This is a genomic window from Polaribacter sp. M10, from assembly GCF_054968445.1.
In genome coordinates this window covers 1-24,620 of sequence record NZ_JBSSBG010000029.1, presented here as the reverse complement: position 1 = coordinate 24,620, position 24,620 = coordinate 1, and the positions used below count along the sequence as shown (strand labels likewise).

Sequence of the window (24,620 nt, the reverse complement as noted above, 5' to 3'; positions counted from 1 at the left end):
CCTGTGGGGTCTGAAAATAAAAACCTCTATTTCTAATTTTACTTTATTTTTTGCATAATAATCTCAATAGCTTTATCTAATTGAGGTGTGCTCTACTCTATCTTTAAAATCTTTACCCTCTAAAGTATAACAACCCCAAGAAGGTAATCTGTAAAAAAAACCATCTCCTAAAGTCTTTCCTGTAGTAAAAGGAAACACCAAAGACAAAGCCCTATTTATTTTTGATGAACCCACCACTGGTTTACATTTTCACGATATTAAAAAATTATTGGCCTCTTTTAATGCTTTAATAGAACGTGGACATTCTGTAGTGGTTATTGAACATAATATTGAACTGATTAAATGCGCAGATTATATTATAGATTTAGGGTTAGAAGGTGGTAAAAATGGCGGAAAGCTTATTTTTAAAGGAACTCCAGAACAATTGGCTTCAACTCCTGAATCTTATACTGCTACCTATTTGGCAGAAAAGTTGAGCTTTTAGATGTACAAAAAGACCCCACAGGTTTTTAAAACCTGTGGGGTCTGAAAATAAAAACCAGCAGATGTCATTTCTGCGTCAGAAAGAGATTGCTCGTTGATTAGTAAGACAAGAACGAATTCTAATTCTCCAATCACGAATTCTAAAACGGCCAAAATTTAACTTCAGTTCTAATTTACTTTTACAGTGTATTAACACTAAAAAATTAAAATTATGAACTCAATATTTAAAACATCAGTCTTTGCAACAGCATTTATTTTAACATCTAGTCTTTTTGTAAACTGCGATAAAACATCACCTGTGGTAAAAAATGAAACATCAACATTAATTGCAGAAAACACATTAAATTTTGATGTAAAGGAAGAAGTAGTTGCCAGAAATCCTTTGGTTTTTATTACTGGTTATGATAAAGGCAGTGAAACGTATTACAACAATGCCAGATCTTTTTTTAAAGAAAAAAACTTCGAAATTGTAGAAGATCAATATTCTTTAGAAGAAATTATCAATTGGTTAAATAACAATGCATCAGAAAAGCCTTATGGCGAAATTCATATTGTTAACAAGAGTAATCCTTTTAAAGGAATGTCTTTAGAAACTGTAGTGAGAGGCGATAAAGTTACCGCAGAAACTTTACGAATGCATTTAACCAAAGGCACATTACCGATCTTAAACGAAAGCGTAAATGCCAACTCAAAAATTATTTTTCATGCCAATGGTTTAGGTGAAAATGCAGATTTAATGAAAGTTTTTAAAGATGCTTTTTGTGCAGACGAATTACCAAATGTGGTGGCATCTCCTTATTATTCAATTTTTAATGGCGATTTTAGCAAACATTATTTAGCAAAACCACATTATGTATTTTATCCTACTGCAAATTCACCAGGAAAAGTAGATTTATCTAAAGAAATTGCTAAAAAATATCCTGAAGAAAAAGACATCAATTGGTTAGAAGCTTTACAAAATGATGAAGAAAGATTTGTTGGTGAAGCGTATACTACAAAATTTAATATTCCTTTAAAATTTGAATTGGATTACCACAACTCTGATGAAGAAGTACCAACTTTTGAATCTCAAGAAGAAATTATGGATTTTATTGAGCAACAAGAAGTCTTTTATTACGAAGTTGAACAGTTAAATATTCCGATTGAAAAATTTAGATGGACCTATTCTATGAAAAATAGCACATTAACCATTAAAGGAAAAACAACAGGTTTGGTAGTATTAAAGCCTTTAGTTAAGCCTTATGGTGAATTGCAACACATTACACCAGATACAAATAACAAACGTTTGTATGCCATGAAATAATTGAAAAAGGGAAAGTGGTTTTTAAAAACGTCATGATACAAAATGCGGTATCATGACGTTTAAATTAGTAAGTTTGTTCTATGCGTCTATTAAAAAAATATTTAGGAATCTTATTCTTCTTTTTGGGGTTTTGTATGACGGCTCAAAATACCATTCAAAATATTACCACAAAAGAAGGATTACCCAGTAATATGGTTTATGATATTAAACAAGACCAAATTGGGTATTTATGGATTGCTACAGAAAAAGGTTTGGTAAAATTTGATGGAGACGATTTTACACTGATTCATAAATTAAAAACAACCACTCTATGTATTGATGAAAATGATATTGTTTATGCTGGCTTAGAAAATGGATTATTTGTAGAAAATAAGTCGAAAGAAAAGATTTATAATTCTAAAAAAGTTAATAAAATATTGGTGCATAAAAATGAGGTCTATGCAGCTACTATAGAAGGAATCTATAGTTTAAAAAACGAAGATTTAGTGCCAGTAAAAATCAATTCCACTATAGATTTTTCAGTTATTTACGATCTGTTTTTTGTAAATAATTCTTATTTTTTATCTTCTAGTAAAGGTTTAGTTAAACTAGATAAACTACTCAATTTTAATACTATAGAATTATTAAGTAAATCTAAAAACACTTCTTTAGAGAAATTTCAAAAAACATTAATAACAGCTTCAGCAAAAAATGAATTATTCATTTTTAGAAAAGATACGATATCAGAAATAGTACAAACTTTAGACGATATTTCATCTGTTAAAAAGATGAAAAACGAACTTTGGGTAACATCAAAAACAAACGGAATTGAAGTATTTTCGCTTCCTTCTTTTACCTTTAAACAGAAAATAAATAAGTACAATTCTTTACATACAAATCATATCAATACGGTTTTTAAAGACAAGTTAGGTGTAACATATATTGCATCAGATCATGGAATTTATGTGATAAAAAGCACGTCTGTAACTACAAATTATAAACCTTTAATTGCTTTCGAAAACTTACAAATCAACCATAAAAATCAAGAATCCTTATTTGTGGTAAACAATGTAAAGTTATCAAATTCAGAAAATAACATTTCTATTTCATTTAAAACTGTAGACCTCATAAATCCTAAAAACATTCAGTATAGATACCAGTTGAATGGTAAATTGTCTCCTTGGTCTTCGAATCATATCGTTCATTACCCCAATTTAAATCCAGGTAAATATGTTTTTAAGGTGCAATCTAAAATCAATACCATAGAAAGTGATTTTAAATCCTTTTCTTTTCTTATTGATGCTCCTTTTTATCAAAAAGCTTGGTTTATTTTTTCTGTAGTTATCGGTTTTTTATGTACATCTTACCTTCTACTCCATTATTACATTAAAAACATCAATATAAAGAATAAAGAAAAGGTAGATAAACTTAAGTTAAAGAATCGTTTGTTAACTTTAGAGCAGAAAGCCCTGCAATTGCAAATGAATCCGCACTTTATTTTTAATGTTTTAAATGGTATAAAAGCTCAAGGAAACTCAGGAAACACCTTAGAATTAAACCAAACCATCTCTAAATTTTCTGTATTGTTAAGAGGTATTTTAAACAACTCTAGAAAAGAGGAAATTACTTTACAAGATGAAATTAATATTTTAAGGAATTATATAGAACTAGAGCAAAGAATGAGCTCTAAGACATTTACATACACCATACATACGGATTTAAAAAATATAGATCCAGAAGAAATATTAATACCAACCATGTTAATTCAGCCTTTTGTAGAGAATTCAATTGAGCATGCTTTTCAGAAAAATAAATTGGGCAACATCATTATCAATTTTACCATACAACATCATTACTTGCATTGTTCTATTGTTGATAATGGCATTGGAATACATCAATCTAAGAAACAAAAGAAACATAAAAGCCATAAATCTGTAGCTTTAAAGGTTTCTAAAGAACGATTAAACATATTAAGCCTAAAAAGTAAGTTAAGCATAAATGAAATTAAACAAGACAATGAAATAAAAGGAACAAAAGTAAGTTTTAAGTTTCCTTTAAAAACCGATTTTTAACTACAATACTCCAACTATGAAAAAATTTACATCATTTGTGGTAGATGATATTCCTGAAGCTTTAGAGCTATTAATCAGTGATATAGAAAATAATCATCCAGAAATAGAAATTATAGGCAAAGCCGCTAGTGTTGTGGAAGCTTCTAAACGTTTACAAACCCTAAAACCAGACATTCTATTTCTAGATATTATGCTTGGAGATGGCACTGGATTTGATATTCTAGAAATTGTACCTAATTTAAATGCTAAAGTAATCTTTGTAACAGCAAGTGACGAATATGCTATTAAAGCCTTTAAATTTGCGGCTATAGATTACATACTAAAACCCTACTCACTAGAAGAATTAACAGTAGCAATCAATAAAGCTAAAGTACAAATTCAGCCCAAACAAGAACAGTTAAACGTTCTAAAACAGATAGTTACAGCGCCAAGCACACAACCTACACAACTTTCATTACACACTTCAGAAAAAATTATCATCGTGAATATAGAAGATATTATAAGATGTAAATCGGATAACAATTATACAACCTTCTATTTAAAAGACACGTCTAAAGTATTAGTTTCTAAAACATTAAAATACTATTCAGACATATTAAAAGAACTTAATTTCTTAAGAGTACATCAAAGTCATTTGGTAAATAAAACCTTTATTAAAGAATTTATAAAATCTGATGGAGGTTATTTAATATTAAATGATTCTTCTAACATCCCAGTATCTGCAAGGAAAAAGGCTGAAATTATAGCCGCTTTAAAAACAAAATAAAAACTTTTTTAAAAATAATCATTGTTTGTGGTAATTATTTACTACATTTGTGGTGTTAGTCCCTCACACTATGAAAATTGAAGATAAAAAAAGAACAGAAAGGGTAATTAAAGTATTTAATGATTCTGGATTAAACCAAAGACAGTTTGCAGAACTCATAGGAGTTTCACAACAGTTGGTAAGTGCAGTCATCAACTATACTAAGAAGCCAAATGAGGCTATATTACTCGCAATTATTGATAAGATAAAAGAAATAGATCCAATGTGGTTATTAACTGGCGTTGGCAGTAAAAAGAACAACTATGAACCCCTAGAAGCAGAATCCCCTATTGAGCTTCATATAAAAGACATAGTTAGAAAGGAGTTTGAAGAATTATCGAAAGACATTTTTCAAAAACTATCAAATATTGAAGATTCGGTTAAGAATTCTAATTAACGAGCCCATCGTAATTATAAAAATTAACAAATCTCATTTTTATTGTTCCCTAGACAGTATATTTAGGTTGTAATCTTTAATATTTGGTTTTTATTTTTATTAAATCCCCTTAACCCCTAAAAAAGCCTACAGAAAGTAGGCTTTTTTATTTTCTACCCTCCCCTATAACAACATCCTAAACAAAAGATTAACAACGTGTTAAGTACAATATGAAATTAGATAATAATTTTACTTAAATTAATCATTGTTTGTGGTATATATTTACTACATTTGTAGTATTATTATGAAAGATGAAGATATACAACGTTCTGATAGAGTAATAAAGGTTTTTAAAGATACTGGATTAAATCAAAGACAGTTTTCGGAACTCATAGGGGTTTCGCAACAATTGATAAGTGCAGTGGTTAATTATACAAAAAAACCTAATGAAACTATTTTGCTTGCCATTATAGACAATATAGAAGGTATAGATCCTATGTGGTTGTTTACAGGCAATGGAAAATATAAAACTAATTATGTACCCCTAAATGCTGAATCCCCTATTGAGCAGCATATTAAAAACATAGTTATTAAACAATTTGAAGAATTGTCTAAAGACATTGTTCAACAACTATCAAATATTGAAGATTCTGTTAAGAATTCTAATTAACGAGCCCATCGTATTTTTTAGAGATTAACAAATTGAAAATATAGTGTTCCCTAGCGCTATATATTTTAAGGAGTTAAACCTTCAATATTTGGTATCAATTAAAAAATTCTTTTAAAAATTCCCTTTACCCCTAAAAAAAAGCCTATCAATTAAGATAGGCTTTTTTTAATTTGGCTATTTTGGGTGGAAGACCGGATTCGAACCGGCGACTTTCGGTACCACAAACCGACGCTCTAACCAACTGAGCTACAACCACCATGTAACTTGCGGGTGCAAATATAATTATTTTTTAGATTATAAAAAGAAAAAAATTAAATTAATTTATCTAAATTTTCTATAGCTACATAACGTTCTGACGTAAAGCCTTCTGCATAATCAACTCCAATTAATCGTCCAAAATCTTTTGCTCTATAATTTATACTTTCTGTAAAATTCTTGCTTGTAATTGGTGTTTCTGGTTCATTACTTTTTGGGTCGTAAAACTGAGAGGCATATGCCATTACTGATTTTTCTTTTAATTCCATAAAACCGGTAACATCTATCACAAAATCTGGCTCTATATTTTTCCATTGTATGTAATGATATACATGTTTAGGTCTCCATTTTTCTTGCAACTCCCCTGCTACTTTGGTTTCAATTTTCATCAAACCACTTAAAAAGCAAGCATCAGATACCAATTTACTGCCTTTAGAATGGTCTATATGTCTATCATCAATAGCATTACACAAAACAATATCTGGTTGGTATTTGCGGATCATTTTTATAATTTCTAATTGGTGTTTTTTATCATTCACAAAAAAACCATCAGCAAATCCTAAATTTTCTCGTACTTCTACTCCTAAAATTTTTGCTGCATTTTGTGCTTCTAAATCTCTTAATTCTGCAGAACCTCGAGTTCCTAACTCACCTCTTGTTAAATCTACAATTCCTACTTTTTTACCAAGGGCAATTTCTTTTGCTAGTGTAGCTCCACATCCTAATTCTACATCATCTGGATGAGCACCAAATGCCAAAATATCTAATTTCATAAATTACTTTTATTACAATAAAACTTAAAAATGACGTATTTAAAGTAATCCAAAATTATAATTATTTGGTGGTATACATCATTAAAAAAATCAAAAATAATCTTTTTAAAGTGTATATTTCATTTTAAGAGATTTCTATTTCGTTTTCGGTTTTTATTTTCAAAATAATATTGCTCTTTTTTTATTGAATTCATAAAAATTAATAGGTGTAGAAGAGTATGACATCTATCATAAAAACCAATTGATATTGATAGTAATTTTACATCATCAAAATAAAAATTATATTATGACTTTAATGTTGATTATCCTTGTTATTACCATTGCTTTATTTGTTTGGGGTAAATATTCTCCAGACGTAGTAGCCTTAGTTTCTATGCTGAGTCTATTTTTATGCGGAATTCTAAATTTAAGCGAAACCTTGAGTGGTTTTAGCAATCCTACTGTGATTATGATTGCTGCCCTTTTTATTATTGGAGAAGGATTATCACAAACAGGTTGGACAGCTTTAGCTGGTAAAAAATTGATAGAATTGGCAGGTAAAAGTGTTCCTAAATTATTAGTTATTATAACTCTAGGTTCTGGAGTTTTATCTGGTTTTGTAAGTAACACTGGTACTGTAGCTACTTTATTACCAGCTACAATTTCTTCTGCTTGGAGTATTGGTACAATGCCCTCTAAAATTTTAATACCTGTAGCTTTTGGTTCTAACACAGGTGGTTTATTAACATTAACGGGTACACCACCAAATATTATTGCTAATAATGCATTGATAGAGGCTGGTTTTGAAGGGTTTTCTTTCTTTGAATTTGGTTTAATTGGTTTACCATTATTAATTATTGCACTAATTTATTTTAGATACTTTGGTTTTAAGTTGTTACCTACTAATAAAACCAATAATAAACCTATTAATATAGACTCAACTTTACACGAATGGATTGAAGCTTACCAAATTGATAATGATTATTATAGATTAAGAATCCGTTCTATATCATCTCTTATAAATACAAAATTAAGCGATTGGGATTTAGAAAATAAATACCATATTAATGTAATCCGTTTAAAAAGAAGACATCCAAACAGATTAAAAGGTACGCAACCTTATATAGAGTTTCCAGAAAATGAAACAGAATTAAGATACCATGACATTATTACTGTTAAAGGGAATACTGAGGATATAAATAAGTTAATGATTGAATTTAATTTAGGATTATTAACCAAAGAATCTGCTGAAAGTGAATTACGTAACAACTTAATTAATCAAGAAGTGGGTATGGCAGAAGTTATAGTTTCTCCAAAATCATTTTTAGTAGGTAGAAAAATGAAATTAAAGGATTACTTTAAAAGATATGACATTCAATTATTGGCAACTTCTAGAGATAGAAAACCTTATTTAGAAGATGAAATGAGAGTTAATGCAGGAGATAGTTTTATCATTAGAGGTCCTTGGGAAAATATCGAACAATTAAAAGATCAACACAAAAATATTGTAGTTGTAGGTAGCCCAGAAGAAATGTTAAAAGATGTAGATGAACTTACGCCAAAATCTTACATTGCCTTAGGTGCTTTAATTTTAATGATTGTATTATTGGTTATAAAAGCAGTACCTGGTTCTATTGCTGCATTAATTTCTGCTGGTATTGTATTATTTTCTGGTTGTGTACCGTTTACAAAAGCCTACAAAAGCATCAGTTTTACAAGTGTAGTTATGATTGCTGCAATGATACCTATGGGAGTTGCTATTCAAAAAACAGGTACTGCAGAAATGATTTCTAATTCTTTAATTAGCTTTTTAGGTGAAGGTAACCCAATACTTTTATTAGCAGGTATTTTCTTGTTAACTACAACATTTAGTCAGTTTATAAACAACTCTGCTACAGCAGTTTTAATGACACCAATTGTAATTTTAGCTGCAGGAACTTTAAATATTTCTCCAGAACCATTATTAATAACTGTTGCAATTAGCGCATCTACTGCATTTTTAACTCCTATTGGAACTACAACAAATGCAATGGTTATGAGCTCTGGTGATTATAAATTTATGGATTATTTAAAAGTAGGGTTTCCTCTTTTAATATTATTTGTGATTACAACCTTATTATTAGTACCAATTATTTGGCCTTTTTAAGATTGTGTAATTTGTTTAGCGATAAAAAGCGAAGATTTATTTCTTCGCTTTTTTTATGGCTTGTTCTATATCAGCAATTAAATCTTCTGGCTCTTCAATTCCCACAGAAAAACGAATTAATCCGTCTTTAATCCCTCTTTCTAAACGCTGATCTTCAGTTAATAAGGCATGTGTAGTTTGTGCAGGACTCACAGTTGTACTTTCTAAACCAGCTAAACTCATAGAAGGTTTTATCAATTGTAAATTTCTTTGAAAATTCATAGCATCTATGTGTTCTGACAATTCAAAAGACAACATTGCCCCAAAACCTTCCATTTGTTTTTTAGCAATTTTATAACCTGGGTTGCTTTTTAAACCAGGATAATAAACAGCATCTATATCAGAATTATTTTCTAAATAAATTGCCATTTTCATGGCATTTTCAGTTTGTGCTTTTACTCTTAAGTTTAAGGTTTTTAAACTTCTTTCTAATAACCAAACTGTTTGCTCGCTTAAATTCCCTCCTAAATTAATGGCGGTTTTCCAAATTTGTTCAATATGTGCTGCAGATGCTGCAATGGCTCCAGCAGAAATATCCGAATGCCCTCCCATATATTTTGTTGCAGAATGTATTATAATGTCAATTCCGAATTTATATGGATTTTGATTGATAGGTGAAGCAAACGTATTATCAATCATTGTTAAGATATTATGTTCTTTAGCAACATCAGCAATGGCTTGCATATCAGTGATTCCTAATAAAGGATTAGAAGGAGTTTCTATATATAAAATCTTAGTATTCTCTTTAATTAATGGGATAAAATCTTCCACTTTATCAGATTCAGTAAAAGAATATTCAATTCCGTATTTATCAAATTCTGATACAATAAAATTGTAAGTTCCTCCATAAATTACTTGCTGAATAACCACATGATCTCCTCTTTTTAAAAAGGCCAACATTGCAGAAGATATTGCAGCCATTCCCGAACTAAAAATCAATGCGTCTTCTGTATGCTCTAATGCTGCAATTTTTTTACAAAGCATTTCTTGATTTGGCGTATTGTAATATCTTGGGTAACGTTTAACATCAACATTATCAAAAGCATACGAAGTTGCCATATATATAGGAGACACTGCTCCTTTAAATTGTTCATCTTCTACTTCGCCTACATGAACACAAGTTGTATTTATACCTAATTTTTTAGAATTCTTCATAATTAAAATTTGTCAATGCTAATTTATGAAAACCAAATCTAAGTTTTATTTATAAATTCAATATCTTCGTTTTATGATATCAGTTTTAGTTGTTGGAACAGGAAATGTTGGCTTTCATTTATATAATGTATTTTCTAATATTGATAAAATACAAGTTACTCAAATCTCTTCTAGAAAGTTACACCATATTCCAAAAGCAGACATTACTATCATTGCAGTTTCAGATGATGCTATTGCTGAAGTTTCATCAAAAATAAACAATACTTTTGTGGTGCATACTTCTGGTGCAAGTGCTATGAATGTTCTAAAAAACAACACTAAAAAAGGTGTTTTTTATATGCTGCAAACTTTTTCTAAAAACAAAAAAGTCGATTTTTCAAAAGTCCCTTTTTGCTTAGAAACTGAACATAAAGAAGACTACCAACTCCTAGAAACCTTAGCCAATTTAATAGGCAAAAAAGTATATGCAATTAGCTCTGAACAACGAAAAATATTGCATGTTGCAGCAGTTTTTGTAAATAATTTTACCAATCATCTTTTTAAAATTGGGAACGATATTTGTAATAAACATCAAGTACCTTTCGAAATTTTAATGCCTTTAATACAAGAAACAGCAACAAAAATTAAAACATTATCACCAGAAAAAGCACAAACAGGTCCAGCCATTAGAAAAGATGAAAAAACAATAAAAAATCATTTAGATTTGCTAAATAAAGAGCAACAAAAAATATATACAATCTTAACAGAATCAATCCAAAATGGAAATTAGTTACAAACAATTATTACCAAAAATCACTACACTAATTTTTGATGTAGATGGTGTACTTACAAACGGAATGGTTACCATAATGCCAAATGGTGAACTGGTTAGACATATGAATATTAAAGACGGTTATGCCTTAAAAACGGCTGTAGATAAAGGCTTTAACGTTTGTATTATTTCTGGAGGAAAAAACGAAGGTGTTAGAACACGCTTAGCAAATTTAGGAATTAAAGACATCTATTTAGGCGCACATAATAAAATTCAACAATATAATGAGTTGGTTGAAAAATATAATTTACAGCCAGAAAATGTTTTATATATGGGTGATGATGTTCCTGATTATCCTGTAATGAAATTGGTTGGTTTGCCTTGTGCACCTAATGATGCTGCTCAAGAAATACAGGGAATTGCCAAATATATTTCTGATAAAAAAGGTGGCAATGGTTGTGCAAGAGATATTATTGAACAAATTTTAAGAGTTCAAGGAAAATGGGATAATAATTTTGATGCTAAGTATGATTAAAATGAAAAAAGGATTATTTTTTATCTTAGTGTTTTTTATAACAATTTCAATGAATGGACAAGAAGTTCTTGGTACATGGAATTCTCGTGATGAAAAAACAGGTGAAATAGATTCTGTAGTAGAAATCTATGAAAAAAACAATGAACTTTTCGCAAAAATCATAGATATTACAGATCCTGAATTAAAAAATGGCCTCTGTACAAAATGTAAAGGAAGCAAAAAAGACAAACCTGCTTTAGGAATGAATATTCTATATAAGCTAACAAAAAAAGACAACAAATGGATTGGAGGTTATGGCTTAGATCCAAGAACTGGAAACTACTTTAACGTATATATAAAACTAGTAAAACCAAACAAACTTAAAGTTAGAGGTTATGCAGGTATTCCTCTTTTTGGTAAAACTGTTTATTGGGATAGAACTAAATAATTATTAATTAATACTTTATAAATTATGACTAAAGCTTTTTTAACTTTAATTACACTAACTTTTGCATTATCTATGAATTCTCAAACCATTTTCGGAAAATGGAACACCGTAAATGATGAAACTAAAGAAGTTGATTCTGTGATTGAAATTTATGAAAAAGAAGGAAAAGCTTATGCAAAAATTTTAGAAATAACAGATCCTGAAAGACAAAAAGCAGTTTGTGAAAAATGTGAAGGCACTAACAAAAACAAACCAATTCTGGGATTAGAAATTTTAACAGGATTAGAAAAAAATGATGATGAATGGTCTGGAGGAGAAATTTTAGATCCAAGGAATGGAAAAATTTACAAATGTTATATTAAATTAGTAAAACCTAACAAACTAAAAATTCGTGGTTATCTTGGTGTTTCTTTATTTGGAAAAACAAAATATTGGCAAAGAGCTAAGTAAATTTTTAAACTTATTTTTCTGATTTAAACTATGGAAAACTTCCATTATGTGCTTAAAAAAGAAAGCTTACCTACAAATAGTAAATTAATAGATAATTTATTAAATACTACTTGCGCTTTACCGAATTTAAAAAATAAAAAAGGACTCTTATTTTCGAATACAATTTTAAATAATTTTATTGAAAAAGAGGTTAAACACAATAAAAACACCTTAACTTTTAAAGAAAAAAGATCTATTCGTACGTTTTCGAGTGGTGAACAAAAAAAAGCTTTACTCAACTATTTATTCGCACAAAATCCAGATTTTTTAGTTTTAGAAAACACTTTTGAAAGTTTAGATAAAATTTCTGTTATAAAATTAAAAGAAGATATTTTAACCATAGCTAAAACCACAACTATAATTCAAATTATAAACAGAAAAGATGAAATATTACCAATAATTACCCATGTTTTAGAAGTTAATAATGATGATATTTCTACCATAACTCCTTTAGAAAACTATCATTTTATTGAAGATAATTTTAGATTTGATTGTAATATTCCAAATCCGGTAATTTTCTATAAAAACATACCAAAACAATTAGTATCGTTACAAAATGTAAATGTTTTTTATGATGATAAATGCATCTTAAAAAACATCAATTGGACCATCCATAAAAATGAATTTTGGCAATTAATTGGGCCTAATGGTTCTGGTAAATCTACAATTTTGTCGATGATTTACGGAAATAATACCAAAGGTTTTGGGCAAGAAATATATTTATTTGGTAAAAAAAAGGGTTCAGGAGAAAGTATTTGGGAAATAAAGGATAAAATAGGCTATTTTAACCCAACAATGCTAGAGCTTTTCCAAAGAAGAACCTCAGTAAAAGAAATGGTAATTTCTGGTTTTTTCGATAGCATTGGCTTGTATAAAACACCAACTATTTTAAAAGAGAAAAAAGCAGAAGAATGGGTTAAACTGCTTGGCTTAGAAAATAAAAGCAACGAATTCTTCCATAATTTATCTGTGGTAAATCAAAGATTGGTGTTAATTGCGAGAGCTATGATAAAGCATCCGCCTTTATTAATTTTAGACGAACCTTTAATCAATTTAAATGCAAAAGCAACAGCAATAATTATTGCTTTAATTCATAAAATTGTAGATGAAACTAATACAACAGTAATTTTTGTTACTCATAAATCTATTCAAAATTTACAAGCACATTCAATTTATCAATTAACAAGTTCAGCAACTGGTTCTCTAGGAAAAATAATTGACTCAAATTAATTTCTTTCTTCTAGCATTGGCACAAAAGCAAAATCTCCCAATTCGTGTTTTTCGAATTCTTTGGCAGATTTTCTGATAAACAAAGTCATAATTTGAGTTTTATCACCTACAGGAATCAACAACCTACCTCCTACTTTTAATTGTGCTAGTAAAGGTTTTGGTACAAAAGGAGCACCAGCAGTTACTATAATTTTATCGAAAGGCGCTTTTTCTGGCAAACCTTTGTAGCCATCACCAAAAATAAATTTCTTTGGTTTATAACCTAATTTTGGTAAAAACAATGAGGTTTTTTTAAACAATTCGTGTTGCCTTTCTATAGAATACACTTCTGCTTTTAACTCTAATAAAACTGCTGTTTGATAACCTGAACCTGTGCCAATTTCTAAAACTTTATCACTTTTTTGTATAGCTAAAGTTTGCGATTGAAAAGCCACTGTATAGGGCTGAGAAATGGTTTGATCTGCAGCAATAGGAAAAGCTTTATCTTGATAAGCATGCGATTCGAAACTAGAATCGATAAATAAATGTCGTGGAATTTTACGCACTGCATTCAGTACATTTTTATCAGTTATACCTTTTGCTTCTAAAATATTAGCTAATTGATTTCTAAGTCCTTGGTGTTTTGCTGTATCTCTCAATTTTAGTTCAGTTTCAAGAGTCTAAAAATAGTAATAAAATGGATTAAATTCTTATAAAATTGTATCTTTGTTTGCATCTGATTTTTAAAATCAGTTAACATTATAAATAAACATTTTATGCTTAAAGTTGGGGTTTTAGGAGCTGGTCATTTAGGAAAAATTCACTTAAAATTATTAAAACAATCTACAAAATACAATTTGGTTGGGTTTTACGATCCTTCTGAAGAAAATGCACAAAAAGTAGCCAAAGAGTTTGGTTATACTTCTTTTAATTCTATTGATGAATTAATTGATGCTGTAGAAGTTGTAGATATTGTTACACCAACTTTGTCGCATTTCGATTGTGCCAAAAAAGCAATAGAAAAAGGTCGTCATATTTTTATTGAAAAGCCAATTTCTAAAACACTTTTAGAAGCAGAAGCAATTAAAACATTGGCTAGTCAGCATCATGTTAAAGGTCAAGTAGGTCATGTAGAACGTTTTAACCCAGCATTTACAGCTGTAAAAGACAAAATAAACAACCCAATGTTTATAGAAACACATAGATTGGCCGAATTTAATCCAAGAGGTACAGATGTGCCTGTGGTTCTAGATTTAATGATTCATGATATTGATATTATTTTATCTTGTGTAAACTCTAAAGTAAAAAATGTACACGCAAGCGGAATTTCTGTAATTTCTGAAACTCCTGATATTGCCAATGCAAGAATAGAATTTGAAAATGGTTGTGTGGCTAATTTAACATCGAGCAGAATTTCGATGAAAAATATGCGTAAAACCAGATTTTTTCAAAAAGATGCCTATATTTCTGTAAACTTTTTAAGTAAAGAGTCAGAAATTGTTAGAATACAAGATGCTCCAGAAAATTTAGATGAATTTGCAATGGTGTTAAAAAATGATGAAGGTGTAGAAAAACAAATTTATTTCGAAAATCCTGAAGTTACCAATAACAATGCAATTTTAGACGAATTAGAAACTTTTGCAGATGCTATTTTTAACGACACTACTCCTATTGTAACTTTAGCAAATGGAACTGAAGCTTTACGAATTGCGCAATGGGTAATAGATTCTTTTAAAACTCAAGCCGATATTAAAATTTAGCCAACTGTTGGCAAACAAGTGCGTTAGGGATTGAATGGTTTGTTTGAGCTCTTTTTGTTTTTTTACAAAAAAGCGAGTAATGAAAGCCCGTTAAAACGCCCAAAATATTAATTTTTAAATATTTTATTTTTATGAAAAACATAGCTGTTATTGGTGCTGGAACCATGGGAAATGGAATTGCGCACACTTTTGCTCAATTTAATTATAAGGTACATTTAATTGATATTTCTGAAACTGCTTTGCATAAAGGGTTAGCAACTATTACCAAAAATTTGGATAGAATGTTGGCCAAAGAAAAAATAACTGAAGCTGATAAAGTTGCTACTTTAAACAACATAACCCCGTTTACAAACATTAAAGAAGGGGTTAAAAATATAGATTTAGTGGTAGAAGCTGCTACTGAAAATGCAGATTTAAAGACTAAAATTTTTAAAGAATTGGATGATATTTGTGATGAAAACACCATTTTAGCTACAAATACTTCATCAATTTCTATTACGCAAATTGCTGCAGCTACAAAAAGACCCGAAAAAGTAATTGGGATGCATTTTATGAATCCTGTGCCAATTATGAAATTAGTTGAGATTATTAGAGGTTACAATACTACTGACCAAGTAATGAACTCGATTGTGAGCTTAACTAAAAAATTACATAAAATTCCTGTAGAAGTTAACGATTATCCTGGTTTTGTAGCGAACCGAATTTTAATGCCAATGATTAACGAATCTATAGAAACTTTATATAATGGTGTTGCTGGTGTTTTAGAAATTGATACCGTAATGAAATTAGGAATGGCACACCCAATGGGACCTTTACAATTGGCAGATTTTATTGGTTTAGATGTTTGTTTGTCTATTTTACAAGTTATGTATGATGGTTTTAAAAACCCAAAATACGCTCCTTGCCCACTCTTGGTGAATATGGTGAATGCTGGTAAATTAGGTGTAAAATCTGGAGAAGGTTTTTATGATTATTCAGAAAACAGAAAGGCAGAAATTGTGGCTAAAATGTTTGTTTAATTGATGAAAAAAATCATTTTTATTTTAATTTTATTTATCAATTTTTCGGCTGTTTCTCAGAATAAAAAAAAGAACACTTTAAAACCTTATAAGATTGGTTTTTTATTCAATTCTGCAAGCAATGAGAATTTTTTAAATGATGATCCTGATTACGATTACGCAACAACTACTTATAAAGCGCAAGCATTTTACAAACTAACAAATTGGAAAAAATTAGACATTGAATTAATTGTACAACCACAAATTCAATTTTTAAAACATCAATTGTTAAATAAATGGTATGTAACTCCAGACCAAGATAATGTTCAAGAAAAAATTGATGAATTTACAAAACCAAAAAAAATGAATTTATATGGGGTTGAGTTTGGTTTTGCTGCAAAAAAACAACTTTTTAAAAAGTTAAGTTTACAAAGTACCATTAGTTTAGGTTTTAATTATATTGATACAAGAACTGAGCGTTTGGCAAAAGGGTTTACATTTATCGAAAATTTTTCTTTCGGTTTTTCTTACCAAACATTTGCAAATTCTTATTTATATATAGGTACAAATTTGTTTGGCCACGTTTCAAACCTCGATTTTAATCAACCAAATGATGGTTACAATATTTTAGGTTTTGAGGTTGGCTATTCTTTTAACATATAAAAAAGCTTGCTAAAGTTCTCTTTTAGAGAAACTTTAACAAGCTCAATTCTTCTTTTAGTTATTCTTATTTACCTTATTTTCAACAAATAAGAAGTTCTAATTAAAATTATTTGCCTAACCAAGAATTTAACATCCAGATTGTTTTTTCTTGCTCAGCAATAAAATCGCTCATCATAGAATTTGTACCTTCATCATCAGCTTTGTCAGAAGATTCTAAAATAGTTCTTTCAATTTTTAATAATTCTGATAGCGAATTTACCACTAACTCTACTCCATCTACATCATTAGAAATATCTTTACCTACAGGTACAGAAGAATTTTCTATATAATCTGTAAATGTGTGCAAAGGTTTCCCTTGTAAAGTTAAAATACGTTCAGCAATTTCATCTATCTTAATTTGCGAGTCTGTGTAAAATTCTTCAAACTTTACATGTAACTCAAAGAAATTTTTCCCTTTTATATTCCAGTGTAAACCTCTTAAATTTTGATAATATATTTGAAAATTTGCAAGTAATCCGTTTAATTCTGTAACTAAATTAGCTGTTTCTTTTTTGTCTAAACCTAATATTGTTTTATTCATTTTGAATCTTTTTATGTGATAGAACAAATTTATAAGAATTTTATGAAGATAAATGATAATTATAATTGATTGATTTAATATCTTTATCAAAAAATTTTATTAGATGACAATTACTCAATTAAAATATGTTTTGTCTGTTGCAGAATATCAAAATTTTACAGTGGCAGCAGAACACAGTTTTGTTACTCAGCCTACGCTAAGTATGCAAATACAGAAACTAGAAGATGAATTATCTGTTCAAATTTTTAATAGATCTAAAAAACCAATAGAATTAACAGATGTTGGTAAAAAAATTGTAGAACAAGCCAAAGTTATTGTTGACGAAAGTAACCGTATTTTAGATATCGTTCATCAACAAAAAGGATATATAGGAGGCGAATTTAGATTGGGTATAATCCCTACAATTATGCCCACTTTATTACCCATGTTTTTAAACAACTTTACCAAAAAATACCCAAAAGTAAAGTTAATTATTGAGGAATTAACTACAGAAGAAATTACTAGAAAATTAACAGATGGCCACATAGATGCAGCTATTGCAGCAACTCCTCTAGAAAATGAAGCCATAAAAGAAAGACCTTTATATTACGAACCATTTGTGGGTTTAGTTCCGCAAAATCATCGATTATTTAACAACAAAAACATTTCTTCTAATGAACTAGAAATGGAAGATATTCTTTTGTTAGAAGACGGACATTGTTTTAAAGACAGTGTCATAAACTTATGTAGAACACATAAAATAGACAATAAAAAAGGTTTTCAGTTAGAAAGTGGAAGTTTTGATACGTTAATAAAACTATCTAAAGAAGGTTTAGGAATGACTTTATTACCTTATTTACACACTTTAGATTTAAACGAAAAAGACAAAAAACATTTACGTGAATTTACTGCTCCACCACCTGCAAGAGAGGTGAGTTTAATTTATCATAAATCGCAATTAAAAATGCAATTAATAGAAGCCTTAAAGAAAACAATTGATGGTGTTGTTAGAGGTGCAATTTCTTTTTCTGATGTAAAAATCATCAGTCCTTTGCAAAAAAAATAAGGGTATTAAAAAAAGGTGATTTTCTAAAATAAATAAAGAGATTAAACTGCCATAAACCACTGTTATACTGCTAATAAAAAAACCTAATCTAAAGTTTTAATTTAGATTAGGTTTCTTTTTGATTTTTAGTAAATTTTAGACTAAAAACATATGCTAAGCATACATAGAATCTCGAAGTTCTTTAATTTTTTTATCCGATAAATATTCATCAAAAGTAGTATATCTATCAATAGCTCCTTTTGGAGTTAATTCTATAATTCTATTGGCTACAGTTTGCGCAAATTCATGATCGTGTGTAGATAATAAAACAGTTCCTTTAAAATTAATTAAAGAGTTGTTTAAGGCTTGTATCGATTCTAAATCTAAGTGATTTGTTGGCTCATCTAACAATAAAATATTCGCTCTTTTCATCATCATTCTAGATAACATACAACGCACTTTTTCTCCTCCAGATAAAACGTTACTTTTCTTTAAAGCTTCTTCTCCAGAAAAAATCATTTTTCCTAAAAACCCTCTTAAAAATACTTCTTCACGTTCTTCTTCAGTTTGCGCATATTGTCTTAACCAATCAACTAAATTTAAATTTCCATCCTGAAAAAAATCGGAATTATCTAATGGTAAATACGATTGAGTTGTGGTAACTCCCCAAGAAAATTTTCCTCCATCTGCTTCTTCATTTCCAGTTACAATTTGGTAAAATGCGGTTACAGCTCTAGAGTTTTTAGAAATTACAGCTACTTTATCTCCTTTATTAAGGTTGATATGAATATTGTCGAACAATTTTTCGCCTTCAAATTCTTTACTTAAGCCTTCTACATTTAAAATTTGGTCTCCAGCTTCTCGATCTCTTTCAAAAATAATAGCAGGATAACGTCTACTAGAAGGTTTAATATCTTCTACATTTAACTTCTCGATCATTTTTTTACGAGAAGTAGCTTGTTTCGATTTTGCTACGTTTGCAGAAAAACGTCTGATAAATTCTTCTAATTCTTTCTTTTTATCTTCTGCTTTTTTGTTTTGTTGCGCTCTTTGTTTTGCGGCTAATTGACTCGATTCGTACCAAAATGTATAATTACCAGAATAATGGTTTATTTTTCCATAATCAATATCAGAAATATGTGTACAAACTGCATCTAAAAAGTGTCTGTCATGCGATACTACAATTACACAATTGTCGTAATTTGCTAAAAAGTTTTCTAGCCAATTAATGGTTTCAAAATCCAAATCATTGGTAGGCTCATCCATAATTAACACATCAGGATTACCAAAAAGTGCTTGTGCAATTAATACACGTACTTTTTGCTTACCATCTAAATCTTTCATTAACGTATAATGTAAATCTTCAGAAATCCCTAAGTTAGATAGCATTGCAGCAGCATCAGAATCTGCATTCCAACCATTCATTTCTTCAAAAACAATTTGAAGCTCGCCAATTTTTTCAGCATTTTCATCAGTATAATCAGCATATAAAGCATCTATTTGTTTTTTAATTGCAAATAGTTCTTTGTTACCCATTACAACCGTTTCTAAAACAGGAAATTCATCAAACTCATTATGGTTTTGAGATAAAACAGACATTCTTTTGCCTGGTTCTAAATGTACTTGTCCAGAAGTTGGTTCTTGCTTACCAGAAAGAATCTTTAAAAAAGTAGATTTTCCTGCTCCATTTGCACCAATAATTCCATAACAGTTACCTGTTTGAAATTTGGTATTTACTTCATCAAACAAAATACGTTTTCCAAATTGTACTGATAGGTTAGAAACTGATAACATAATTCTATTTTAAATTTCTGCAAAAGTAATAAATTGATTTCTCTTAACAACTTAGATTTCATACCCATTTCTTAAAAAAAATGAAATTTTGAATATTAATATATTGTAAATATTTTTAACAGCGTATTAACAGACACAACACTTTATGATGATTAAATTTGTTGAGCATAATTTGCTAGAATATTATATGAGAAAAAAGATATTCCTTTTACTACAAATTTCAATATTAACCACCCTAATAAGCTGTAATACAGAACAAAATAATACAATTACATATTTTGGTGGCAAAATAATAAACCCTAAAACAAATCATATTATTTTGTATTCTATGGATAAAGTTATCGATACTTTTCTGTTAGATTCTAAAAATAAGTTTATTGGAGAGGTAAAAAACGCCAACGAAGGTTTGTATTATTTTAAACATGGTAACGAAAATCAAAATATCTATCTAGAAGTTTCAGACAGTTTAATGTTGCGTTTAAATACTTGGGATTTTGATGAATCTTTAGTTTTTGCAGGCAAAGGTGCTGAAAGAAATAATATTTTAATCGATTGTTTTTTAGAAGATGAAAATGATAGAAAATTGTTTTATAAATACAACAAACTTTCTCCTATCAACTTTAAACAAAAAGTAGATTCTTTAATTACATTAAAATTAAACACCTATTCAGAATATATTGATAAACATCCAAAAGAAACTACTGGGTTTAGACAAACATTAAAAACAGCACTTACTTTTCCTATTTATGCTAGAATAGAAAGATATCCTATTTTAAATGCTAAATATTCTGAAGATGGTAACTTTCCTAGTTTAGAGAATACCTTTTATAAATACAGAGAAAATATTTCTATTAATAAAGATTCTTTAATGTACTACCCTCCATACTCACAGTACGTTAGAAATTATTTATACAACAAAACATATTCTTTAGGTCATCCTCCTGTAAAAAATAAATATTCTTCTGAATTTACGGTGGATTTATTAAATATTATAGATCAGGAAATTAACTCAAAAGAATCTAAAAATGCATTTTTAAGACAAACTATAGTGAGTCATTTTTACAACAAATCGAGTTGTGATATCAATACAAAAGCTTTTGATGAATTCTTTAAATTAACCACTAACGATAAAGATAAATCCGTAATTACTAAACTTGTAAATGATACGAAGTTAATTACGGCAGATGATCGATTGCCAAATTTTAGTATTACGAACTATTCTGATACTAAACTTAACGTTTTTGATGTTGTAAGAGGTAAAAATACGCTACTGTTTTTCTGGAGTCCAGAAAATGTTTCTCGTACTTATATTGAAGGTAGAATTAATTATTTATCTAAAAAATACCCAAACATTCAGTTTCTTTTGTTTAATATTAATGGTAATTCATCAGAAAGAATAAATAGATTAGACATAAAAAATCAATTTTATTTGGATGAAAGTAGCGAAGCTCATGAGTTTTTAACTAGCAAAATGCCACGTTCTATTTTAGTAGATAAACGCGGTAAAGTGATGAATGGCTTTGGTTCTATAGCATCTAAAAACTTAAATCCTTTCTTAAAAAAATTGAGTAATAACTAATTAATTGCATAAAAATTAGTTATCTATTTAAATTACAGTATCTTTGCACGATTTTAAATTTGAGTAGCGCTCAATAAAAAATCAAGTCGATAATTTATAATTTGATTTGCAGGTGGGCGTTCTGTGAATCTACAAAAACACAGACATGTCAACATTTTTAGAATTAGGCTTAAAAGAGCCTATAAGTAAAGCATTAATAGATTTAGGTTACGAAAAACCTACTGTTATTCAAGAAAAAGCAATACCTCAAATAATTACATCTACAGACGATTTAAAGGCTTTTGCACAAACTGGTACAGGTAAAACTGCTGCCTTTAGTTTACCAATTTTAGAACTTTTAGATGAAAACAATAGCAATGTTCAAGCTATTATTTTATCGCCAACAAGAGAATTAGCAGTACAAATTGGTAACAATATTAAAGACTTTTCTAAATATCAAAAAAACGTAAAAGTAACTACTGTTTATGGTGGTTCTAGTATGGAAGAGCAGATTCGTTCTTTAAAGAAAGGATCTCAGATTGTAGTTGGTACTCCAGGTAGAACTGTAGATTTAATCAACAGAAGAGCTTTAAAACTAGGAAACGTTCAGTGGCTTGTTTTAGACGAAGCTGATGAAATGTTAAATATGGGGTTTAAAGAAGAACTAGATAAAGTTTTAGAAGCAACACCAGACACAAAACAAACCTTATTATTTTCTGCAACATTTCCTAGAGAAGTAGAAGCGATTGCAAGAAATTATATGACCAAACCAGTAGAATTAACTTCTGGTGAAAAGAATTCTGGTTCTGCAAATGTAGAGCACGAATATTATGCAGTTACAGAAAGAACACGTTACCCTGCATTAAAAAGAATAGCAGATTTAAACCCTGATATTTATGCAATTATCTTTTGTAGAACTCGTAGAGAAACACAAGAAGTTGCAGATAATTTAATAAAAGATGGTTATAACGCAGACTCTTTGCATGGAGATTTATCTCAAGCACAAAGAGATTCTGTTATGGGGAAATTCCGTAAAAAAACAATTCAAATTTTAGTAGCTACAGATGTTGCTGCACGTGGATTAGATGTTACTGAATTAACACATGTTATTAATCACAAATTACCAGATCAAATCGAAAACTACACTCACAGAAGTGGTAGAACTGGTAGAGCTGGTAATAAAGGAATTTCTATAGTTTTAGTTAACGGAAAAGAAAAAGGCAAATTACGAGCTATAGAAAGAATTATTAAAAAGAAATTTGTGGAAGGAAAAGTGCCTTCTGGTAAAGAAATTGTACAAAATCAATTAATGAATTTAATTGATAAGGTGCAAAAAACAGAAGTGAACGAATCTGAAATCAATGAATTTTTACCAAATATTTACGAAAAATTAGAAGATTTAAATAGAGAAGAATTAATTCAGAAATTTGTTTCCTTAGAATTCAACTCTATGTTAGCTTATTACGAAAATGCTAAAGATTTAAATGATTTAGGTAGAGATAACTCTAGAAGAAGAGAAACTGCTGATAATATGACTCGATTTTTTATCAATATTGGTAGAAAAGACAGCTTAAATCCTGCAAAATTAATCGGATTAATTAATGATCAAGAAATTGGTGACAAAATTGAAATTGGTGCCATTGATATTTTAGATACTTTTTCTTTCTTTGAGATTGATAAAAATTTCGAAGACAAAACATTAGAAGCTTTTTCAAGCAATCAACCAGATTTTGACGGACGAACTGTAAACGTAGAAATTACGAAAAAAGAACGTTCTGGAGGTGGAAGAAGAGGTGGTAAAAAACCTTTTGGTAAAAAAGATGGTGGTTTTGGAAGAAGAAGAAACTCTGAAAGTTCTTCTAGAAGAAGTGATGATGGAGGCAGAAAAAGATCTGATAGAAGATCTTCTGAAAAACCTAGAAGTTCTGGAGACAGAAAATCTAGTGGTTTTGGTAGAAAACGTAAAGAAAGATAGTCTCTTATAAAATTAAAATAAGCCTTATTAAAACTGGATACGCCTCAGTTTTAGTAAGGCTTTTTTTGTGATTAATATTAAACCAATTCCTTTTATTATAATTACTATTTTAAAAAAATTATTCAAATAAAAAACCCATCAAATTGATGGGTTTTTGTTTAACTAAAATAAAAATTATTCGTTAGAACCGATATTACCCTGAGCTACAATTGTACCCAATTCTGTAGCACTAAGATGAACGTTAATATAACCATTGTATGTTAATATTTCATCATAAGTTATCACAGTATTATCATCTAGCATTTCTATTTGCGTAATACTCATACCGTTATTACCATTAACAGGATTGAATGTAAATGCTATTCCCCCACCAGTTGTAGCATCATTGTTATGAATGTGTGCAGGATGAGAGCCATTCGCAGGTGTATTTTCAATAGATAAAATTGCTAAAGCACTACCATCTAATCTTTTATAAAAAGTAGCAGTACCAGAAATACCAACAACATCTTTTTCTGCTAGCATATATTCTTTATAGTCTCCTGTTAAATCATTTTCACCAATATCTCCCTGAGCTACAATAGTTCCTAATTCTGTAGCACTTAAATGTACATTTACATAAGCATCTAAATTACTTACATCGCTATAAGAAAATGCAGAACCATCATCATAATTAGATAAGTTTGTAATACTCATGCCAGTATCTCCATTTACAGGATTAAAAGAAACTAAAATCCCACCTCCTTCTGCAGCTGTGTTTTCGTGAATATGTGCAGGATGTTCTCCTCCTGCAGGAGTTCCACTTAATTCTATAATAGCTAAAGC

The 24,620-nt window shown here is 29.2% G+C and carries 23 protein-coding genes, 1 tRNA gene and 2 pseudogenes; 18 read left to right on the top strand and 8 right to left on the bottom strand.

The window, feature by feature from the left end:
• Nucleotides 1–72 precede the first annotated feature (72 nt).
• A complete protein-coding gene (locus tag ACWYN7_RS16525; RefSeq protein ID WP_462861082.1) occupies nt 73–237 on the bottom strand; it encodes a hypothetical protein in 165 nt (54 codons plus the stop codon).
• On the opposite strand from ACWYN7_RS16525, the pseudogene ACWYN7_RS16520 reads away from it, so the two are divergent.
• The 6 genes and pseudogenes from ACWYN7_RS16520 to ACWYN7_RS16495 form a co-directional block, all read left to right on the top strand.
• A pseudogene (locus ACWYN7_RS16520) lies at nt 182–484 on the top strand (excinuclease ABC subunit UvrA); the annotation flags it as partial. The gene ACWYN7_RS16525 and the pseudogene ACWYN7_RS16520 sit on opposite strands and share 56 nt — an antisense overlap.
• Nucleotides 485–694: 210 nt before the next feature.
• Nucleotides 695–1,786 (top strand): hypothetical protein, encoded by a 1,092-nt coding sequence (locus ACWYN7_RS16515; RefSeq protein ID WP_462861081.1) that lies wholly within the window; start codon nt 695–697, stop codon nt 1,784–1,786.
• 80 nt (nt 1,787–1,866) lie between these two features.
• Entirely contained in the window at nt 1,867–3,837 is a 1,971-nt protein-coding gene (locus ACWYN7_RS16510; RefSeq protein ID WP_462861080.1) for a sensor histidine kinase, read from the top strand.
• Between the two features lie 16 nt (nt 3,838–3,853).
• A complete protein-coding gene (locus ACWYN7_RS16505; RefSeq protein WP_462861079.1) occupies nt 3,854–4,603 on the top strand; it encodes a LytR/AlgR family response regulator transcription factor in 750 nt (249 codons plus the stop codon).
• Between the two features lie 70 nt (nt 4,604–4,673).
• Nucleotides 4,674–5,039 carry a helix-turn-helix domain-containing protein gene (locus ACWYN7_RS16500; protein ID WP_462861078.1) on the top strand — a complete coding sequence of 122 codons (366 nt, stop codon included), beginning with the start codon at nt 4,674–4,676 and terminating at the stop codon, nt 5,037–5,039.
• A gap of 283 nt (nt 5,040–5,322) precedes the next feature.
• Nucleotides 5,323–5,688 carry a helix-turn-helix domain-containing protein gene (locus tag ACWYN7_RS16495; RefSeq protein WP_462861077.1) on the top strand — a complete coding sequence of 122 codons (366 nt, stop codon included), beginning with the start codon at nt 5,323–5,325 and terminating at the stop codon, nt 5,686–5,688.
• Between the two features lie 181 nt (nt 5,689–5,869).
• On the opposite strand, the gene ACWYN7_RS16490 is transcribed toward ACWYN7_RS16495, so the two are convergent.
• Together ACWYN7_RS16490 and bshB1 are read right to left on the bottom strand one after the other, a co-directional pair.
• A tRNA-His gene (locus ACWYN7_RS16490) sits at nt 5,870–5,945 on the bottom strand.
• A 54-nt stretch (nt 5,946–5,999) separates the two neighbouring features.
• Nucleotides 6,000–6,716: a bacillithiol biosynthesis deacetylase BshB1 gene (gene bshB1, locus ACWYN7_RS16485; RefSeq protein ID WP_462861076.1), complete on the bottom strand. Its 717-nt coding sequence runs from the start codon at nt 6,714–6,716 to the stop codon at nt 6,000–6,002.
• A 247-nt stretch (nt 6,717–6,963) separates the two neighbouring features.
• Here bshB1 and ACWYN7_RS16480 point away from each other — a divergent pair, with 247 nt between their 5' ends.
• Nucleotides 6,964–8,841 (top strand): SLC13 family permease, encoded by a 1,878-nt coding sequence (locus ACWYN7_RS16480; RefSeq protein WP_462861075.1) that lies wholly within the window; start codon nt 6,964–6,966, stop codon nt 8,839–8,841.
• Nucleotides 8,842–8,877: 36 nt separating this feature from the next.
• Here ACWYN7_RS16480 and ACWYN7_RS16475 read toward each other — a convergent pair whose 3' ends face one another.
• On the bottom strand, nt 8,878–10,035 hold the full coding sequence (locus ACWYN7_RS16475) for a trans-sulfuration enzyme family protein (protein ID WP_462861074.1): 1,158 nt from the start codon (nt 10,033–10,035) through the stop codon (nt 8,878–8,880).
• 73 nt (nt 10,036–10,108) lie between these two features.
• Here ACWYN7_RS16475 and ACWYN7_RS16470 point away from each other — a divergent pair, with 73 nt between their 5' ends.
• The 5 genes from ACWYN7_RS16470 to ACWYN7_RS16450 are packed head-to-tail and all read left to right on the top strand — an operon-like array spanning nt 10,109 to nt 13,467.
• Nucleotides 10,109–10,804, top strand: coding sequence for a Rossmann-like and DUF2520 domain-containing protein (locus ACWYN7_RS16470; RefSeq protein WP_462861073.1), 696 nt, complete (start codon nt 10,109–10,111; stop codon nt 10,802–10,804).
• Nucleotides 10,794–11,321 carry a KdsC family phosphatase gene (locus ACWYN7_RS16465; RefSeq protein WP_462861072.1) on the top strand — a complete coding sequence of 176 codons (528 nt, stop codon included), beginning with the start codon at nt 10,794–10,796 and terminating at the stop codon, nt 11,319–11,321. The genes ACWYN7_RS16470 and ACWYN7_RS16465 overlap by 11 nt, the downstream gene beginning before the upstream one ends.
• 1 nt (nt 11,322) lies before the next feature.
• Entirely contained in the window at nt 11,323–11,748 is a 426-nt protein-coding gene (locus ACWYN7_RS16460) for a DUF2147 domain-containing protein (RefSeq protein WP_462861071.1), read from the top strand.
• A 24-nt stretch (nt 11,749–11,772) separates the two neighbouring features.
• The gene (locus tag ACWYN7_RS16455) at nt 11,773–12,198 is read left to right on the top strand and encodes a DUF2147 domain-containing protein (RefSeq protein ID WP_462861070.1); all 426 of its coding nucleotides are present in this window, start codon (nt 11,773–11,775) and stop codon (nt 12,196–12,198) included.
• A gap of 30 nt (nt 12,199–12,228) precedes the next feature.
• The gene (locus ACWYN7_RS16450; protein ID WP_462861069.1) at nt 12,229–13,467 is read left to right on the top strand and encodes an ABC transporter ATP-binding protein; all 1,239 of its coding nucleotides are present in this window, start codon (nt 12,229–12,231) and stop codon (nt 13,465–13,467) included.
• Here ACWYN7_RS16450 and ACWYN7_RS16445 read toward each other — a convergent pair.
• Nucleotides 13,464–14,105, bottom strand: a complete 642-nt coding sequence (locus tag ACWYN7_RS16445) for a protein-L-isoaspartate(D-aspartate) O-methyltransferase (RefSeq protein ID WP_462861068.1) — start codon at nt 14,103–14,105, stop codon at nt 13,464–13,466. The two genes, ACWYN7_RS16450 and ACWYN7_RS16445, sit on opposite strands and share 4 nt — an antisense overlap.
• 117 nt (nt 14,106–14,222) lie before the next feature.
• Between ACWYN7_RS16445 and ACWYN7_RS16440 the strand changes: the two genes are divergently transcribed.
• The 3 genes from ACWYN7_RS16440 to ACWYN7_RS16430 all read left to right on the top strand — a co-directional run bounded on the left by ACWYN7_RS16440 (nt 14,223) and on the right by ACWYN7_RS16430 (nt 16,867).
• Nucleotides 14,223–15,206, top strand: coding sequence for a Gfo/Idh/MocA family protein (locus ACWYN7_RS16440; protein ID WP_462861067.1), 984 nt, complete (start codon nt 14,223–14,225; stop codon nt 15,204–15,206).
• 131 nt (nt 15,207–15,337) lie between these two features.
• Nucleotides 15,338–16,225, top strand: a complete 888-nt coding sequence (locus tag ACWYN7_RS16435) for a 3-hydroxybutyryl-CoA dehydrogenase (protein ID WP_462861066.1) — start codon at nt 15,338–15,340, stop codon at nt 16,223–16,225.
• A 3-nt stretch (nt 16,226–16,228) separates the two neighbouring features.
• Nucleotides 16,229–16,867 (top strand): acyloxyacyl hydrolase, encoded by a 639-nt coding sequence (locus tag ACWYN7_RS16430; RefSeq protein ID WP_462861065.1) that lies wholly within the window; start codon nt 16,229–16,231, stop codon nt 16,865–16,867.
• A 106-nt stretch (nt 16,868–16,973) separates the two neighbouring features.
• Here the strand turns inward: ACWYN7_RS16430 and ACWYN7_RS16425 are convergent, their stop codons facing one another.
• On the bottom strand, nt 16,974–17,447 hold the full coding sequence (locus ACWYN7_RS16425) for a Dps family protein (protein WP_462861064.1): 474 nt from the start codon (nt 17,445–17,447) through the stop codon (nt 16,974–16,976).
• A 103-nt stretch (nt 17,448–17,550) separates the two neighbouring features.
• Between ACWYN7_RS16425 and ACWYN7_RS16420 the strand changes: the two genes are divergently transcribed.
• A complete protein-coding gene (locus tag ACWYN7_RS16420) occupies nt 17,551–18,492 on the top strand; it encodes a LysR substrate-binding domain-containing protein (protein WP_462861063.1) in 942 nt (313 codons plus the stop codon).
• Between the two features lie 153 nt (nt 18,493–18,645).
• Here ACWYN7_RS16420 and ACWYN7_RS16415 read toward each other — a convergent pair whose 3' ends face one another.
• The gene (locus ACWYN7_RS16415) at nt 18,646–20,265 is read right to left on the bottom strand and encodes an ABC-F family ATP-binding cassette domain-containing protein (protein ID WP_462861062.1); all 1,620 of its coding nucleotides are present in this window, start codon (nt 20,263–20,265) and stop codon (nt 18,646–18,648) included.
• A 145-nt stretch (nt 20,266–20,410) separates the two neighbouring features.
• On the opposite strand from ACWYN7_RS16415, the gene ACWYN7_RS16410 reads away from it, so the two are divergent.
• Both ACWYN7_RS16410 and ACWYN7_RS16405 read left to right on the top strand, forming a co-directional pair.
• Nucleotides 20,411–21,844 (top strand): TlpA family protein disulfide reductase, encoded by a 1,434-nt coding sequence (locus tag ACWYN7_RS16410; protein WP_462861061.1) that lies wholly within the window; start codon nt 20,411–20,413, stop codon nt 21,842–21,844.
• Nucleotides 21,845–21,989: 145 nt separating this feature from the next.
• The gene (locus ACWYN7_RS16405) at nt 21,990–23,798 is read left to right on the top strand and encodes a DEAD/DEAH box helicase (RefSeq protein WP_462861060.1); all 1,809 of its coding nucleotides are present in this window, start codon (nt 21,990–21,992) and stop codon (nt 23,796–23,798) included.
• 174 nt (nt 23,799–23,972) lie between these two features.
• Here ACWYN7_RS16405 and ACWYN7_RS16400 read toward each other — a convergent pair.
• Nucleotides 23,973–24,620, bottom strand: a pseudogene (locus ACWYN7_RS16400) (hypothetical protein); the annotation flags it as partial.

Coding starts and splice junctions, on each gene's coding strand:
- ACWYN7_RS16515 (WP_462861081.1), top strand. CDS start 695: ATGAACTCAATATTTAAAACATCAGTCTTTGCAACAGCATTTATTTTA.
- ACWYN7_RS16510 (WP_462861080.1), top strand. CDS start 1,867: ATGCGTCTATTAAAAAAATATTTAGGAATCTTATTCTTCTTTTTGGGG.
- ACWYN7_RS16505 (WP_462861079.1), top strand. CDS start 3,854: ATGAAAAAATTTACATCATTTGTGGTAGATGATATTCCTGAAGCTTTA.
- ACWYN7_RS16500 (WP_462861078.1), top strand. CDS start 4,674: ATGAAAATTGAAGATAAAAAAAGAACAGAAAGGGTAATTAAAGTATTT.
- ACWYN7_RS16495 (WP_462861077.1), top strand. CDS start 5,323: ATGAAAGATGAAGATATACAACGTTCTGATAGAGTAATAAAGGTTTTT.
- bshB1 (WP_462861076.1), bottom strand. CDS start 6,716: ATGAAATTAGATATTTTGGCATTTGGTGCTCATCCAGATGATGTAGAA.
- ACWYN7_RS16475 (WP_462861074.1), bottom strand. CDS start 10,035: ATGAAGAATTCTAAAAAATTAGGTATAAATACAACTTGTGTTCATGTA.
- ACWYN7_RS16470 (WP_462861073.1), top strand. CDS start 10,109: ATGATATCAGTTTTAGTTGTTGGAACAGGAAATGTTGGCTTTCATTTA.
- ACWYN7_RS16465 (WP_462861072.1), top strand. CDS start 10,794: ATGGAAATTAGTTACAAACAATTATTACCAAAAATCACTACACTAATT.
- ACWYN7_RS16460 (WP_462861071.1), top strand. CDS start 11,323: ATGAAAAAAGGATTATTTTTTATCTTAGTGTTTTTTATAACAATTTCA.
- ACWYN7_RS16455 (WP_462861070.1), top strand. CDS start 11,773: ATGACTAAAGCTTTTTTAACTTTAATTACACTAACTTTTGCATTATCT.
- ACWYN7_RS16450 (WP_462861069.1), top strand. CDS start 12,229: ATGGAAAACTTCCATTATGTGCTTAAAAAAGAAAGCTTACCTACAAAT.
- ACWYN7_RS16440 (WP_462861067.1), top strand. CDS start 14,223: ATGCTTAAAGTTGGGGTTTTAGGAGCTGGTCATTTAGGAAAAATTCAC.
- ACWYN7_RS16435 (WP_462861066.1), top strand. CDS start 15,338: ATGAAAAACATAGCTGTTATTGGTGCTGGAACCATGGGAAATGGAATT.
- ACWYN7_RS16430 (WP_462861065.1), top strand. CDS start 16,229: ATGAAAAAAATCATTTTTATTTTAATTTTATTTATCAATTTTTCGGCT.
- ACWYN7_RS16425 (WP_462861064.1), bottom strand. CDS start 17,447: ATGAATAAAACAATATTAGGTTTAGACAAAAAAGAAACAGCTAATTTA.
- ACWYN7_RS16420 (WP_462861063.1), top strand. CDS start 17,551: ATGACAATTACTCAATTAAAATATGTTTTGTCTGTTGCAGAATATCAA.
- ACWYN7_RS16415 (WP_462861062.1), bottom strand. CDS start 20,265: ATGTTATCAGTTTCTAACCTATCAGTACAATTTGGAAAACGTATTTTG.
- ACWYN7_RS16410 (WP_462861061.1), top strand. CDS start 20,411: ATGATGATTAAATTTGTTGAGCATAATTTGCTAGAATATTATATGAGA.
- ACWYN7_RS16405 (WP_462861060.1), top strand. CDS start 21,990: ATGTCAACATTTTTAGAATTAGGCTTAAAAGAGCCTATAAGTAAAGCA.